Origin of the sequence: Salinicoccus halodurans (assembly GCF_900114445.1) — a bacterium.
GTDB lineage: Bacteria > Bacillota > Bacilli > Staphylococcales > Salinicoccaceae > Salinicoccus > Salinicoccus halodurans.
Genome location: NZ_FOTB01000006.1, coordinates 1 through 14,737, shown reverse-complemented (window position 1 = coordinate 14,737; position 14,737 = coordinate 1). Strand labels below are relative to the sequence as shown.

Here is a 14,737-nt window from a genome sequence, read left to right as displayed (position 1 = left end):
TATAGTATATGATTTATTAAAAGGTTAAAATTAACCAAAGGAGATGTTGATATTGATTCAGGAAAGAGTGAAAAACTTATACCGCATAGCTGGTAACGTGAGTAATTTTTCAAACATATATTCAGAGGTGTTGGATGAATATATAAATAATTCCTATGTTAATTATGAAGAATATCTATCTGATAAAAAGGCTGAAATGTTTGGAGAAATTTTTGAAAAGCTTACTAATGAAGAGAAAGTTCAAGTATATGACTACTTAACTGACGATTACTCTGGATATATAACTTTTGATAGCTTAGAAAATTTGGCAATAGCAATCATTAAAAAGTACAGGGAAGAAGTTACTGAGGTTCTAGATATAGGATCTGGAAAAGCAAGCTTCATAAGAAAATGTGTTAAGGAAGATATAGGACAAGAGTATGTTGGTGAAGAAATTAATAACAAGTTATCACGTGATAGCCAAAACTTAGTTAAATTATTAAACCTTAAGAATGTAACGTTTAAAAACGTGGATTCATTGAAATCAGTGTCTAAGGATAGATATTCAGTAGTTTATTCGAATATGCCATTTTTAAACAAACTAACGAATGAAGTTTTGAATACTTATTCATCATATAGCTCTATACCAATAAAAAAATCAATTACGCCTGATTGGATTTTTATGGAGCGGCTTTATAACTCTATGGATGATGATGGATTAGGAATTGCAATCGTCAGGACATCAATACTATATAGTCATGCAGATAAGGAGATAAGAAGACAATTTAGCGAAAGCAAAAACATTAGGGCAATTATAAGGTTGCCTGAAAAGTTATCTAATGCAACTGCGATTCCTACAGTAATGATAGTTTTCGATAAGAGTTATAAAGGTCCTTTGTCGATGGTTGATGCAACAAACTTGTATGAGAAGAAAGAACGTTCGTTAAACCATATGAACGAGAACAATATTAATACAGTTTTGGATGCAATTGAAGAAGAGAGTGAAATTTCAACCAGAATTGAAAGAAGTATTTTAAAGGAAAATGACTACATTTGGAATACAGCATATTATTTAAATGAAGAAACATTGAACCTAGTAAATCCCAAACGGTTGGGGGACATTGCAACTGTATTTAGAGGTCGGGATATTACAAAAAAAGAGTTGAATGAAGATGCAGACGAGTCATATGCAGGGCATCTATTGAATATAGCTGATCTGGATAACTATTTAATAAAAGGTTTAAATCAAAAATTAAGTACTTCATTAATGGATAAATATCAGAAGTACAAGATACAAGAGAAAGACATATTGCTTACAGCAAGGGGTTCAAACTTGAAAATAGCCATCGCTGATAAATCATTGGTTGAAAAAGATGTGATAGCCAGTTCCAATATAGCAGTTATTAGAGTTACAGATGAGAAAGTCGATCCATATTATATCTTATCCTATTTAATTGGTGAAGAAGGAAAAATAAGACTTGGGAAGTTGCAGACAGGATCGATAATCTTAGTTTTAAGCCTCGGGACTCTAAAAGATTTTCAAGTGCCCTTCGTTTCTTTAGAAAGTCAAAAGAATATTGCTGAAAAGATGAAAATGGAGTTGGCTGGTTTAAAAAGTACTATAAAAAGACTTGAGAAATTTGAAGAAAAACTACCAAACATCTTTGAAAGTAATGAGAAGGGAGTTAATTAAATGAGCCTTACTTATGAAGAGTTGGAAGAAATGCTAGAGGACTTATTTGAAACAATAAGAAATGAGGCACTCAGGCTGAATAGGGCAGGTGATATAAATTTATTTAAGAGTAAGTACAATATTCAAAGTGCACAATCGGAAACCCCTTTTGAAGAGAACGCCAAAATCTTGATTATAGGAGTAGAGTCGGGAACGATGAAGAATAAAGACATTGCAGGCATATTTAAGAAATATGGTCTATCAGGAAGGTATGATGTCGTTTCTTATAAAGATGCAACCAATTATGACATATCGATACTTGAGAATAACACAAAATATTCGGATATTTTTATAGGACCGGTTCCACATTCCATGAAAGGTATGGGAAATAAAAGTAGTGGGCTAGATAAACTGATTAATGATACTGAAGGAAGATATCCTCATGTTATTCGTTTAAGAAATAAAGCCAAGGAATTACATTTGAGTAAAGAGTCATTAAAGAACGCTCTGAGTGAATCCAAGTTGCTTCAGTATATTTCTTGAACTTTTTCTTCTCTATTTAAATTCAACCAGCATGTTCTTTTCGGAGGGGCATCTATAGTATAATGGTAGCAACTTCCAATAGATAAGAATGGGTGAATGACATATGAGTTACGAAAGAGAGGATGCTCTTGAGGCGAAGGTCATGAAGCGTCTTGAGGGTATTGGATATGAACGGGTGCCGATCAGAAGCAACGAGGCACTGGAACAGAACTTCAGGGATATCCTGAACAGGCGTCATGCGAAGCTGAAGGCGGAGCCGCTCTCCGACAAGGAGTTCAGCCGGCTGATGACGCAGATCAACAACAAGAGTGTATTCGACAGTGCTAAGATCCTAAGGGATAAGTTTGTGCTGAAGCGGGATGATGAGACGGAACTCTACCTCGAATTCTTCGACCAGAAGAACTACGCACGGAACAGCTTCCAGGTGACGAACCAGATCAGTGTGGAGGACAGGTTCAAAGGACGGTATGATGTGACGGTCCTGATCAATGGCCTCCCTGTGGTGCAGCTCGAACTGAAGCGCCGGGGTGTGGCAATTAACGAGGCATTCAACCAGGTGAAGCGGTACCGACGGGATAACTACACGGGCCTGTTCCGTTATACGCAGCTGTTCCTCCTCAGCAACTACAATGACACCAGATACTTCGCCAATGGGGACAAGGAGATCATGAAGAGCCACATGTTCTACTGGACGGATGAGGAGAACAACCGCATTGTAAGATGATAAGCTGAGAGTTACCACAAATGATGCGGTTATACTATATTTGGTATAATAAGTAATAGAGTAGGAACTAGGCGATACCACTTCGTAGAATTTATTGGCATGATGCCAGGAGGTGGTAGTTTATGGCTTGTAAAAAAGCAACTCCTTATACAAGGAAAGCTGCAAGAGTTCTAGCGACAAAGGGAGCAAGTAAAACATCAAAGAGCAAGGCTGGTAGAACACTTGCCAACCATAACCATCGACATCATTAGATGATAATTTAGAGAAATTCAAACAACACGAAGGAGCCTAGCGCTCCTACTTTAAAGTATTGCATTAATAATTAATTACATAAGCAGTTATAATACACTAAATTAATTGGATCGAAAAAATTTGGAGAGTGAAACTATGTCTAAACTAACATTACCGCAATTGGAGTCTCATTTATGGGAATCAGCAAATATACTAAGAGGATCAATCGATTCCTCTGATTATAAAAACTACATTTTTGGATTATTGTTTTTAAAGCGTTTGAGTGATGTATTTATAGAGACGGCTAAGAAGGTCGAGCGAAAAGAAGGTGACGATTATGCATGGTATGATCGGGATGAACACCAGTTCTTTGTACCTGAAAGAGCCCGGTGGACAGAAATACAAATACAAACCCACGACATCGGTAATGCAATAAATAAGGCTTTTGAGTCTCTGGAAGAAGAAAATCCTTCTCTAGTCGGTGTACTTGCCAACATCGACTTCAATGACAAAGAAAAACTCCCAGATAAATTATTGCTGCAACTAATCCAACACTTCTCAAAGATTGATCTCAGCAATGATAATTTATCAGAACCGGATATGCTTGGCCGTGCATATGAGTATCTCATTAAGCAGTTTGCAGATGATGCTGGTAAAAAAGGTGGAGAATTCTACACCCCTTCCAAAGTAGTTGAATTGATAGTCCGCTTGATTAAACCAGAAGAAGGTATGCGAGTATGCGATCCCACGGTTGGTTCAGGCGGTATGCTCATTCAATCAGTAGACTACATAAAATCACAAGGTGGAAACCCGCGTAACTTATCATTGCATGGCCAAGAAAGAAACTTGAATACATGGTCAATATGTAAGATGAATCTACTCCTCCATGGTCTCAGTGACCACCGTATTGAACGCGGAGATACCATACGTGAACCAAAATTATTAGGTGATGGTAAAGAGCTGCTGTTATATGACAGGGTTATTGCCAACCCGCCTTTCTCCCTTAAAAACTGGGGGAGAGAAGAAGCGGAATCAGATGAATATGGTCGTTTTAGATTCGGCATCCCACCAAAAAATGCTGGTGATTTTGCTTTTGTTCAACATATGGTAGCTACATTGAACCATGAAGGGAAAGCCGGTGTGGTAATGCCCCACGGAGTTTTATTTCGTGGCGGTGCTGAAGGTAAGATTAGAGAAGGTCTTCTAAAAGAGGATATAATTGAAGCAGTTATTGGTTTGCCCTCTTCTCTTTTCTATGGCACTGGTATACCAGCGAGCATCTTGATTTTGAACCGAAATAAGGAAGAAGAACAACGAGGAAAAGTTTTTATATTAGATGGTTCTAAAGATTATCAGGAAGGTAAAAACCAGAATATCCTTCGTGATAAAGATATCGAGAAGATAATAAATGCATATGACTCATGGGAAGATATTGAAAAATATTGTCGAGTAGTGGATCTAGAAGAAATAAAAGAGAATGATTATAACTTAAATATTGCTCGATATATCGATACCACTGAAGAAGAAGAGGCGATTGATGTACAGGCTGCGTTAAGTGATTTGAAAAAATTAGAGCAAGATAGAAATGAAGTAGAAGAAAAGATGTATGGTTATTTAAAGGAGCTTGGATACGATGAGTAATTATTCTACATGGAAAACAAAATCTTTCTCACAATGTGTAGAGAAAATTATTGATCATCGTGGAAAAACCCCTAAAAAGTTAGGTTTAGAATGGGGAAATGGTAATATACTGGCTCTCTCAGCTAACAATGTAAAAAAGGGGAAAATTGATACCTCCATAGAAGCATACTATGGGTCTGAGGAACTTTATGAGAGATGGATGACCAAGGGAAAAGTCAATAAAGGCGATGTTATTATGACTATGGAAGCACCGCTAGGCAATGTTACTCAAATCCCGGACAATAAAAAATATATATTAAGTCAAAGAGTTGCCGCATTTAAAACAATAGAAGATATAGACAACGACTATTTTAAGTATTATCTCACTTCTAATAAATTTCAAAATTTACTTTATAGATTCTCGACAGGAACAACTGCTAAAGGAATAAGTCAGAAAAATTTGCGACCTTTACCTGTTTCTTATCCATCCATAAAGGAACAGCAAAAAATCGCATCAATCCTCTCTTCTGTAGATGAAGCAATTGAAAAAACAAAACAAATTTTAGAACAAACTGAAAAAATTAAAATTGGTGTCAGGTATGAAATGCTAACAAGAGGTTTACAGAATAAAGAATTAAAGTCGACTCCAGTAGGTACTATACCAATGAATTGGGAGGTTCTACCCTTTGGCGAAGTATTTGATAGGATTACAAAGAAAAACAAAGAAGATAACCAGAATGTGCTAACTATCTCTGGTGAAAAAGGTCTTGTAAGTCAATTAGAATACTTCAATAAAAGTGTATCATCAAAAAATCTTTCAAAATATATACTCCTCGAATATGGAGATTTTGCTTATAATAAGAGCTATTCCAACGGATATCCATTAGGAGCTATTAAAAAGTTAGAAAAATATGATAAAGGCGTAGTATCAACGTTGTATATATGCTTTAGATTAAAAGGAAATAACGATATAGACTTTTATAAGCATTATTTCGATTCAGGGTTATGGAATAAACAAGTTTACAATATTGCACCGGAAGGTGGAAGAAGTCACGGGTTGCTAAATGTGGGAGTTAGAGATTTCTTTAAAATCCTCATACCTGTACCGTCTTTAGAGGAGCAAAAAGAAATACGTAAAAAAATAGAAAGTATAAATAATAAAATTCATATTGAAAAACAACGACTTGATGAATTGATCAATATAAAACGAGGTCTTATGCAACAACTCTTAACAGGCAAAGTACGTGTACCTACTACTGAAAGTGAGGAGGTCCCACAATGAGCGAAGCACAAGCTCACAATGAAGAGACGTTAGTAGAATATCGAATGCTTAACCAACTTCAGAAGCTTGGCTACGACTATGTGCATGGAGGGGAACTGAATCAGGAACGTACTTCAACAACTGAAGTGGTTCTAAACAAGCGCTTAACGGAGTCTGTTAAGCGCTTAAACCCGTGGATCAGTGAGAACAACTTAAATAAAGTCGTCCATAATATCACTCGTATGGACGCAACGAGTCTAATGGAGGCCAACCAACGCTTTCATGAATACCTCATCAATAAATTATCGATAGTACAAGACATAGGCGATGGCCGTAAAAACCAAACGGTAACATTGATTGACTTCGCTAATATTGAGAATAATGACTTCGTCATCACGAATCAACTGGGCATCACGCATGCAACTGGCACAATTTACCCGGATATTATGGTGTACGTCAACGGTCTGCCTTTGGTGGTCATCGAATGCAAAAGCCCGGAGCTCCCACCGGATATGCAGTTGGGACAAGCAATTAGGCAACTTTTAAGGTATCAGGATATTAACGAAAAGCTTTTTTATTACAATCAGTTTTTAATATCCACCAGCAACGATCGGGCTAAGGTGGGGACGATTGGCGCTCAAGCAAGGCACTATAGTACATGGAAAGAACCCTACCCCCTATCAGTGGAAGACATTGGTGAGAAGGCTTCAGCACAGGATATACTCACTGCGGGGATATTAAATAAAGAACGCTTATTTGATATTATTCAAAACTTTCTCGTCTACGAGAAGGAAGAGGGTCGTGTCATCAAAAAGATGGGGCGCTACCAACAATACCGGGCAGTCAATAAGGCAGTGGAGCGTATTCAAATGGGAGATCACCCGCAGGCCCGTGGCGGTGTCGTTTGGGCGACCCAAGGCTCTGGTAAGTCACTGGCCATGGTCTTTTTATCCATGAAGTTGCGGCGTCTCAAAGCTTTGAAAAATCCAGTGATTGTAGTGGTCACAGATAGGCAGGACTTGGACCGTCAAATCACCTCAACTTTTAAAGACAGTGGCTTTCCGAATCCACAACAGGCGGAATCGGTCGAACAGTTGAAGTCCCTCTTACAACAGGGACCGGGGACTACCGTCATGACACTCGTACAGAAGTTCCAGACAAATGAGGATGAAGAATATCCATTACTGACAGCGGATGAAAATGTCATTGTTCTAGTCGACGAATCTCACCGCACGCAATACAGTTCCCTGGCGCTAAATATGCGTACCGGTTTGCCCAATGCGACCTATATCGGGTTTACAGGGACCCCGATTGATAAGGAAGATAAAAGTACCATCCGGACATTTGGCAGTTATATTGATAAATATTCCATCGAAAAAGCCGTCGAAGATGGCGCCACCGTACCAATATTTTATGAAGCACGTCTCGTGGATTTGCATGTGCAAGGCGAGTCAATCGACACCCTATTTAATCGCTTCTTCAGAGAATATTCCGATGAAGACAAAGAACGGATTAAGCAAAAATATGTCACCGAACAAGCGCTGACGGAATCTCATAAGAGAATCCGATCCATCGTCCTGGATATGATCGAGCATTACGAGAAACATATCGAGCCAAATGGATTTAAAGCACAAGTAGTGACGGTGTCCCGACAAGCGGCAGTCACTTATAAAAAGTTTCTGGATGCACTCAGTGACTACGAATCTGCAGTGATTATTTCCCCGAAGCATAATGATGAGCCAGAAATGCAACAATACGCTTTGTCTTCTGCTGAGGAAAAGGAAATGATTGAGCGATTTAAAAAACCATTAGATGAAGATCCGCTGGCTTTCATCATCGTGTGTGATAAATTGATTACCGGGTTTGATGCCCCGATTGAACAAGTCATGTACTTAGATAAACCGTTGAAGGAACACAACCTGCTGCAGGCGATTGCGAGAACGAACCGGACTTATGAACATAAAACCCACGGTTTGATCGTAGACTACTACGGTGTTTCACGGTTTTTAGAAAAGGCACTGGGAATCTTTCATGATGATGATGTCAAAGGCGCAATGTTCCATGTTGATGAGGAAATTCCACGGTTACAGTCCCGACACCGTCGCGTGATGCAGTTCTTTGACGGCATTCCCCGTAATGATTTGGAGGGGCATATTAGAGTATTGGAACCGGAAGACAGAAGAAACACCTTTGATGCAGCTTTCAAGAAGTTTTCAGAGAGCATGGACACGATCATGCCCAGTCCAAAAGCCAAGCCCTTCATCGATGACTTAAAATGGCTGGGGAAAGTTAGAAAGCATGCGAAATCCCGCTATTATATCGATGATGGCACAATGGACATTTCTGATACTGGGGGCAAGGTTCGAGAATTGATAGAAGAATATGTGTATGCGACATCTCCCAAAATATTATTCGAACCGGTAAGCATTCTCTCAAATCAGTTTGATGAAAAGTTGGATGCCATTAAAGAACCGGAAGCCAAAGCAGCTGAAATGGAGCATGCCATTAAACATGAGATTCGGATCAAATTTGACGAGAACCCTGTTAAATATACCTCTTTAAAAGAACGGCTAGAATTACTGATTGAGCAGCGTAAGGAAAGACAGTTGGAATTTGAGGAACTATTTGAAAAGTACCATGAGATGCGGGAAGAAATGATGAATCTGAATCAGGAGAGTCAGTCCTACGGATTAAAAGATTCAAAACAATTACCGTTTTATCAACTGTTGGAAAAACAGGCACCGGAAGGTATAGAACAAGAAAAGATTAGAGATTTGACGGAATTAATTACTGATATCATTCAAGATAACGCAGTCATTGATTGGTCTGAGAAAGACGATGTGAAGCGTAATATGCGCAAGCAGTTGAAAAAGCAATTAAGAGCCAGTACAATTCCGAATAATCAAGTGGAGTCCGTAGCAAGAGAATTAGTCCAGTTGGGTGAAAGACACTATAGTATGAAATAAATAAAGATATAACCAAGCTGGTTATATCTTTATTTTTGTATATCATGAAGTTGTCTGTTTTGTAGTCTGTGCAACTCCATACCGTGCACACGCAGCCACTCTTTGGACGCTTTATAATGCGGGAGTGTATGGCGTACGATCCGCCAGAATCGCTCATTATGCTCCATTTCAATCAAGTGTGCGAGTTCATGGACAAGCACGTAGTCGATGACCCTTACAGGTGCCATGACGAGACGCCAGTTTAAATAGACATCTCCATTCTGTGTACATGTCCCCCACCGTTTAAGCTGTGATTTCAATGTCAGTGAGCGTGGAACGACATTCATCATTTCTTGATAAATAGTTGCACGTTCCATCACTTTTTTTGCGCCATATACTTTATACCAGACGATCATCTCTTGTTCCAGGTGATACTGTATTTCATCTTGAGACCAATGGTTTGGCACTGTGGCGATGAATCGGCCCTGTTGATACTGTATTGAAGCATCTTTTATATTTTCTCGCTTCACTTTCAAACGATAATTGCGGCCTAAGTACGATAGCTTTTCTCCACTGACGAATTCCGTTGGTTGTACTATACCTTTAACTTCATTCAATTCTTCAATCTTTTGCATAATCCAAGGCGCTTTCTTGGAGAGCACCTGGTTCAGCTTTTGTTCATCTATATTTGCCGGTGCATGGACTTCTACACCATTAATCAGATTGACTGTGATTTTCAGGTCATTACGTACCTCATTATAAATACTATAATAAATCTCTGTGGATCCATATTGTATGATTGGCATAATGTACCTACTTTCATCATCTTACTCTTATAGCATTATAACAAAAAGTGTATAATAAATATGTTAAATTTAGTATTAAAAGGATCTGTTAAATTTACATATCGAAGAGATGATAAGCTGATTCGCCTTCTTATCTTTAGCAGTCTTAAATAATAAGCAACCAATTAGATTTATTAACTTTTTCTCATTATTTGTTGATTAATTTTCTTATTACAAGTCTTTACTTTGACTAAAATAATATACTCCAGGGACTTTTCTTTTTTAATGTGTGAACCAACCCTCCCAGTAATCAAACAAGGAACCATCTTGACCAAATACTGGATCAAATCCAGGGGGTGATACTCTCTTTATGTTCTCTACCTTCTCAGGTCGCTCTTCAGGTTCTCCATAGCACATATCAAAACTGATACCTCCGGGATAAGCACCATAGTTTGCATAATCGTCACTTGCCTCTATCTTCTTATGGCCATAGCCGGCAGGGAGGATGATAACATCGCCTTTCTCCGCTTCCACCACTTCACCCTGCTCACCGCCAAGCTGCAGTGTGGCATGCCCTTCTTTGACCGCAAGCACTTCATGGGTGTTGCTGTGGTAGTGATGGAAAGGGTGGACGGAACCGAGCCATTCCCCGGACCAGTCATTGGAGTTGAGGATGGCGGGAATGTCATCACCATCTTCAAACACACTCTTATAGATCAGCAGGGGGAAGTCGGGGTGGTTGGGTATCTTACCGTCATCTTCGACCTTGATTGGAATGATTTCAATATCTTCAGCACGCTTCATCTTCATCCCTCCAAATAGTAATTATTATACTTTTACCGCTTCTGACTGAAACTAACCATTACATTAAAAGTCCATAAAAAAGGAGCAGATTGCTCTGCTCCAATAGATTCAATATATGGGAGTCTCCACAGTGGTGGAGGCTCCTTTTATTTTCTCAGTCCATCTCATAGTACGCGCTGAAGCGGTCTAGCTCCTCGATGGTCGTGATGTCATGCGGAAGCAGGGGAACGCGGATGAGGTTCTGATCCGTGAAGGTGTCTTCAATCTCCTTCAGATACCGCTGCTCATGCTCCCGCCGCTGGGCGAGGAAGGTACCGTCTGCTTCATCGGGCAGCACCTTATTGATGATGAGCGTCTTCACATGCAGGTGATACTTGTCTAGGAGTCCTACAGCCTTCTTGGTTTCAAGTATCGGCAGCCTTTCGGGGTTCAGGACGAATATGAATCCCGTCTTGCCGGACTCGAGCATGATCTCCCGTGCCCGTGAGAAGCGGTTCTGCCGGGTGAGCAGTACATCATAGATCGGGTCCTCAACAGGTTCTCCGTCATTCAGGAGCTGGGTGTAGTTCTCGTTCGTCTTCTGCCGCTTCTTCAGCAGCCCCTCGATCCACACGCCCATCAGTTCCGGCAGTGTGAGCAGCCTTATGGTATGACCGGTGGGGGCGGTGTCGAAGACGAGATGGTCGTATTCGCCTTCCTCCTCCAGGATGATGGAGACGAGCTTGTCGAACAGCGCCGATTCATCCGCACCGGGTGAGGCCTGGGCGGTATCAAGCTGGCGGTTGACCTCCTCGATCATGCTGGACTGGACGGTGCCCTTGATGTTCTCCTTCACAGAGTCGATATACTTCTTCGTCTCATGCTCCGGATCGATCTCAAGCGCATGGAGGTTCTCCGCAATCTGTACAGTCTCCCCGCCGATGTCCCGCGAGAAGATATGCCCGAGGTTATGGGCCGGGTCGGTCGAGACGAGCAGCGTCTTCTTCCCCGATTTTGCGAGTTGCCATGCGATGGCGGCAGCGGACGTGGATTTCCCCACGCCGCCCTTGCCGCCGATGAACAGGATCTTCTTTGTATGAATGCTCATGAACATGCTCCTTTATTATAGTCAGCAGCAGCGGATGCCGGTCAGCGGCGACTTGTCCATCCCCATGCGGAGATGCCAGTCGTGGAAGTCCTCGATGATGTGCGGGTACAGTTCCAGTGTGTAGTAGTAGACCGGATTCGGTATGCCGATCATCTCGGAATAGAGGAGGAGCAGGAAGAGGTCATCCTGGTCCCTCAGCTCCCTGGCCACTTCCGTACGATGCGGCATTTCGAGCACTTCCTCGTAGTACCGGATCAGCTTCTTGATATTTTCGAGCATGGGTCATCCCTCCTTACTCGTCATTGCGGTGCTTCGCGAGTTCATCATCGAATTTGCCGGAGAGTGCCTGGATGGATGTGATGACGATCCAGATGGCGAAGACGAAGATGATGGCACCGAGTACAAACAGCAGCAGATTCGAGCCGTCGGCGTACCATGCCCATTCGAAGAACACCTGGACGAACATGGCATAGAGCGTCATGAACATCAGGAAGATCATCGGGATGAGCGTGACGGCATAGTTGATGCCTTGGCGCTTCAGCCAGATGGAAATCAGCAGCAGACTGATGCCTGCAAGCAGCTGGTTCGATGTACCAAACAGCGGCCAGATGAGATAGCCCCCGGAACCGAATCCGTTCGGACCTTCCGGGATCAGTACAAGTGCAGCAGTGGAGACGACGGCGACACTTGTCGCCACATGCTTCTTCGTGAGTGACGGCACTTTATACTCGGTGCCGATTTCAGCAATGATGTAGCGCATGAGGCGGACTGCCGTATCGAGCGTCGTGGCAGCGAAGCTGACGACGATGATGGAGACGATCGTTGTTGCGACAGCCGCCGGGATGCCGAGGCCGCCGGCAAGAATCGCAGCCCCTTCGACGAAGTTGCCGAGTCCGCTCGCATTCGCATCATTGAAGCTCGAGTACGTTGCAGAGAAGTCGTCCACACTGCTGAACAGCGTCACGACGGCGATGATGGAGATGAGAGCAAGGATTCCTTCACCGACGGCACCGAAGTAGCCGACGAAGCGGGCATCCGTTTCCTTATCCAGTTGCTTGGATGAGGTACCCGAAGATACGAGTCCGTGGAAACCGGAGATCGCACCACAAGCAACCGTGATGAAGAGCAGCGGCAGCCAGGATGTGTCCGCATCGGCGTTCGTCGCCGGTGCATTGATCGTCGGATTCGTCAGAAGCAGACCTGCATACAGGATGAGCAGTCCGACGGTCAGCTGGTGGGAGTTGATGAAATCCCGTGGCTGGAGCAGCTTCCATACCGGCAGGGTCGATGCGATATAGACATAGATGAGCAGGATGACGATCCAGATCATGAAGGCCGTCGATACGGCACCGAGGCCGAACAGTCCCGCAGCCTCCTCACCGCCCATATAGGACACGAGGTCGATCTGCAGCCAGGATACTTCCGCCGTAATGACGGCGACGAAATACATGGCGGCAAGTGCGAGCAGTGAAGGGACGAGCATCTTCATATTCTTCTTGTATGCCGCGTAGCCGATCCATATCGCGAGTGGAATCTGGATGAAGACGGGCAGGACGCTTGCCGGATATGTAATGAACAGGTTTGCGATGACCCAGGCGAATACCGCATTGATCATCAGCACGAGTGTGAGGATGATGAACAGGAACAGTATCTTGCCGCGCCGGCCGATGAACTTTTCTGCGATCGTACCGATCGACTGGCCTTTATTCCTGACGGATATTGCGAGCGTTCCGAAGTCATGGACACCGGCGGCGAATACGGTCCCGAGGATGACCCACAGGAAGGCCGGCAGCCAGCCCCAGTAGACGGCGATGGCAGGACCGAGGATCGGTGCCGCCCCCGCGACGGATGTGAAGTGGTGGCCCCATAGGACGAATTTGTTCGTAGGCACGAAGTCGACGCCGTCCTTGTACTTGTGGGCGGGCGTCATGTAGTTGGGATCGAGCCGGTAGATGCGTTCTGCGATGAACTTGGAGTAGTAGCGGTAGCCCAGAACGAAGACACCGAGCCCGATGATTGCGACGAGTATGGCATTCATTGAAGTTCCCCCTTCTTGTATTATATTTACATATAATTCTACCGAATATTCTGATAATTTTAAATGTGAAGATAAGATAGTTTATTGACAAGGGAGCGATTGTTAATGTAGAGATCAATACTTTATCTTTGTCACCATATATGGTACCATTTATTTAAATTATATAAGGAGGTGACTCATGGCTGGCGTGGACAAGATAGTCGATAAAATGAAACGTCAACCTAACAATATTAGTTTCCCTGAAGCCAAGAAGGTTTTGGAGAAATATGGTTATGAAGAAAAAAGGTCAAAAGGCAGTCACCACATTTTTAAAAATCCTGACACAAAAGACAGGATGCCGCTGCCTCGACAAAGCCCTTTGAAACCATACTTAGTTAGGGACGTGTTAAAGCGAATAGGGGAAGAATGAAAGTTCCCCTGTTTGCCTTATGACTATATACCACTTTACAGCCATGAAATCATATGACAGTAGCAGAAAGGAAAGATATAAGTAACTATTTAAATCGTCCCTATAATATTATTATTAAATCTATTAGTGATGAATCAGGAGATTATTATGTAGCGAGGGTTTTGGAATTTAATGGTTGTGTTGCAACTGGTGAGACTAGGGAAGAGGCCTATCAAGCCATTTATGAAGTGCTAGAAGGATTTATAGAAGATATGTTAGAAGATGGAGAAGCTATTCCAGAACCTATAAGTGATGATGAGTATAGCGGGAATTTGAGAGTGCGTATGCCAAAAAGTTTACACAGAGATCTGAGTCAAGCAGCTAAACTAGAAGGTGTTTCTTTAAATCAATATCTAATTAATAAGCTGAGTAAATAGAAGTAATAAGGATTTATCATTTTTATTAAGTAAAGTATGTGTATTGGAGAGCGTAAAATAGTTTGTGTAAATGAATAAATAGAAAAAGGGCGTCCTTTTCTTGTAAGATTAAGTTACCACACCAAATCCAAGAAAAGAGGACGACCCCTATGGATCATTTTACATCAGATATTATTCAAGCTCTAGTAAAAAAAGACGATGTCACAGAAATCTTCCGCAGCCA

Annotated in this window: 12 protein-coding genes and 1 pseudogene; 8 read left to right on the top strand and 5 right to left on the bottom strand. The window is 42.1% G+C overall.

Going from position 1 to position 14,737, the window contains the following annotated elements; translation table 11 throughout:
- Positions 1-52 precede the first annotated feature (52 nt).
- From BM271_RS12345 to BM271_RS12320, 6 genes and pseudogenes are all read left to right on the top strand, one after another.
- Positions 53-1,672 (top strand): N-6 DNA methylase, encoded by a 1,620-nt coding sequence (locus BM271_RS12345; RefSeq protein WP_046790383.1) that lies wholly within the window; start codon positions 53-55, stop codon positions 1,670-1,672.
- The gene (locus BM271_RS12340) at positions 1,673-2,194 is read left to right on the top strand and encodes a hypothetical protein (protein WP_046790382.1); all 522 of its coding nucleotides are present in this window, start codon (positions 1,673-1,675) and stop codon (positions 2,192-2,194) included.
- Between the two features lie 103 nt (positions 2,195-2,297).
- Positions 2,298-2,909 (top strand): annotated as a pseudogene (locus tag BM271_RS12335) (type I restriction endonuclease); the annotation flags it as partial.
- A gap of 396 nt (positions 2,910-3,305) precedes the next feature.
- Positions 3,306-4,790, top strand: coding sequence for a type I restriction-modification system subunit M (locus BM271_RS12330; protein ID WP_046790380.1), 1,485 nt, complete (start codon positions 3,306-3,308; stop codon positions 4,788-4,790).
- Positions 4,783-6,051 carry a restriction endonuclease subunit S gene (locus tag BM271_RS12325; RefSeq protein WP_052749862.1) on the top strand — a complete coding sequence of 423 codons (1,269 nt, stop codon included), beginning with the start codon at positions 4,783-4,785 and terminating at the stop codon, positions 6,049-6,051. Before BM271_RS12330 ends, BM271_RS12325 begins: the two co-directional genes overlap by 8 nt.
- Positions 6,048-8,996, top strand: a complete 2,949-nt coding sequence (locus tag BM271_RS12320; protein WP_046790379.1) for a type I restriction endonuclease subunit R — start codon at positions 6,048-6,050, stop codon at positions 8,994-8,996. Before BM271_RS12325 ends, BM271_RS12320 begins: the two co-directional genes overlap by 4 nt.
- 29 nt (positions 8,997-9,025) lie before the next feature.
- Here the strand turns inward: BM271_RS12320 and BM271_RS12315 are convergent, their stop codons facing one another.
- From BM271_RS12315 to BM271_RS12295, 5 genes are all read right to left on the bottom strand, one after another.
- Positions 9,026-9,781, bottom strand: a complete 756-nt coding sequence (locus BM271_RS12315) for a M48 family metallopeptidase (protein WP_046790378.1) — start codon at positions 9,779-9,781, stop codon at positions 9,026-9,028.
- Between the two features lie 261 nt (positions 9,782-10,042).
- On the bottom strand, positions 10,043-10,564 hold the full coding sequence (locus BM271_RS12310; protein WP_046790377.1) for a cupin domain-containing protein: 522 nt from the start codon (positions 10,562-10,564) through the stop codon (positions 10,043-10,045).
- A 154-nt stretch (positions 10,565-10,718) separates the two neighbouring features.
- The gene (locus BM271_RS12305; RefSeq protein ID WP_046790376.1) at positions 10,719-11,651 is read right to left on the bottom strand and encodes an ArsA family ATPase; all 933 of its coding nucleotides are present in this window, start codon (positions 11,649-11,651) and stop codon (positions 10,719-10,721) included.
- Positions 11,652-11,672: 21 nt separating this feature from the next.
- Positions 11,673-11,930, bottom strand: coding sequence for a cory-CC-star protein (locus BM271_RS12300; RefSeq protein ID WP_031546418.1), 258 nt, complete (start codon positions 11,928-11,930; stop codon positions 11,673-11,675).
- Positions 11,931-11,943: 13 nt separating this feature from the next.
- Positions 11,944-13,689: a carbon starvation CstA family protein gene (locus BM271_RS12295; RefSeq protein ID WP_046790375.1), complete on the bottom strand. Its 1,746-nt coding sequence runs from the start codon at positions 13,687-13,689 to the stop codon at positions 11,944-11,946.
- A gap of 178 nt (positions 13,690-13,867) precedes the next feature.
- Here BM271_RS12295 and BM271_RS12290 point away from each other — a divergent pair, with 178 nt between their 5' ends.
- Positions 13,868-14,098 (top strand): type II toxin-antitoxin system HicA family toxin, encoded by a 231-nt coding sequence (locus BM271_RS12290; RefSeq protein ID WP_046790374.1) that lies wholly within the window; start codon positions 13,868-13,870, stop codon positions 14,096-14,098.
- A 53-nt stretch (positions 14,099-14,151) separates the two neighbouring features.
- A complete protein-coding gene (locus BM271_RS12285) occupies positions 14,152-14,514 on the top strand; it encodes a type II toxin-antitoxin system HicB family antitoxin (RefSeq protein WP_046790373.1) in 363 nt (120 codons plus the stop codon).
- Positions 14,515-14,737 lie beyond the last annotated feature (223 nt).

Coding starts and splice junctions, on each gene's coding strand:
- BM271_RS12300 (WP_031546418.1), bottom strand. CDS start 11,930: ATGCTCGAAAATATCAAGAAGCTGATCCGGTACTACGAGGAAGTGCTC.
- BM271_RS12305 (WP_046790376.1), bottom strand. CDS start 11,651: ATGAGCATTCATACAAAGAAGATCCTGTTCATCGGCGGCAAGGGCGGC.
- BM271_RS12295 (WP_046790375.1), bottom strand. CDS start 13,689: ATGAATGCCATACTCGTCGCAATCATCGGGCTCGGTGTCTTCGTTCTG.
- BM271_RS12310 (WP_046790377.1), bottom strand. CDS start 10,564: ATGAAGCGTGCTGAAGATATTGAAATCATTCCAATCAAGGTCGAAGAT.
- BM271_RS12320 (WP_046790379.1), top strand. CDS start 6,048: ATGAGCGAAGCACAAGCTCACAATGAAGAGACGTTAGTAGAATATCGA.
- BM271_RS12340 (WP_046790382.1), top strand. CDS start 1,673: ATGAGCCTTACTTATGAAGAGTTGGAAGAAATGCTAGAGGACTTATTT.
- BM271_RS12315 (WP_046790378.1), bottom strand. CDS start 9,781: ATGCCAATCATACAATATGGATCCACAGAGATTTATTATAGTATTTAT.
- BM271_RS12325 (WP_052749862.1), top strand. CDS start 4,783: ATGAGTAATTATTCTACATGGAAAACAAAATCTTTCTCACAATGTGTA.
- BM271_RS12330 (WP_046790380.1), top strand. CDS start 3,306: ATGTCTAAACTAACATTACCGCAATTGGAGTCTCATTTATGGGAATCA.
- BM271_RS12290 (WP_046790374.1), top strand. CDS start 13,868: ATGGCTGGCGTGGACAAGATAGTCGATAAAATGAAACGTCAACCTAAC.
- BM271_RS12285 (WP_046790373.1), top strand. CDS start 14,152: ATGACAGTAGCAGAAAGGAAAGATATAAGTAACTATTTAAATCGTCCC.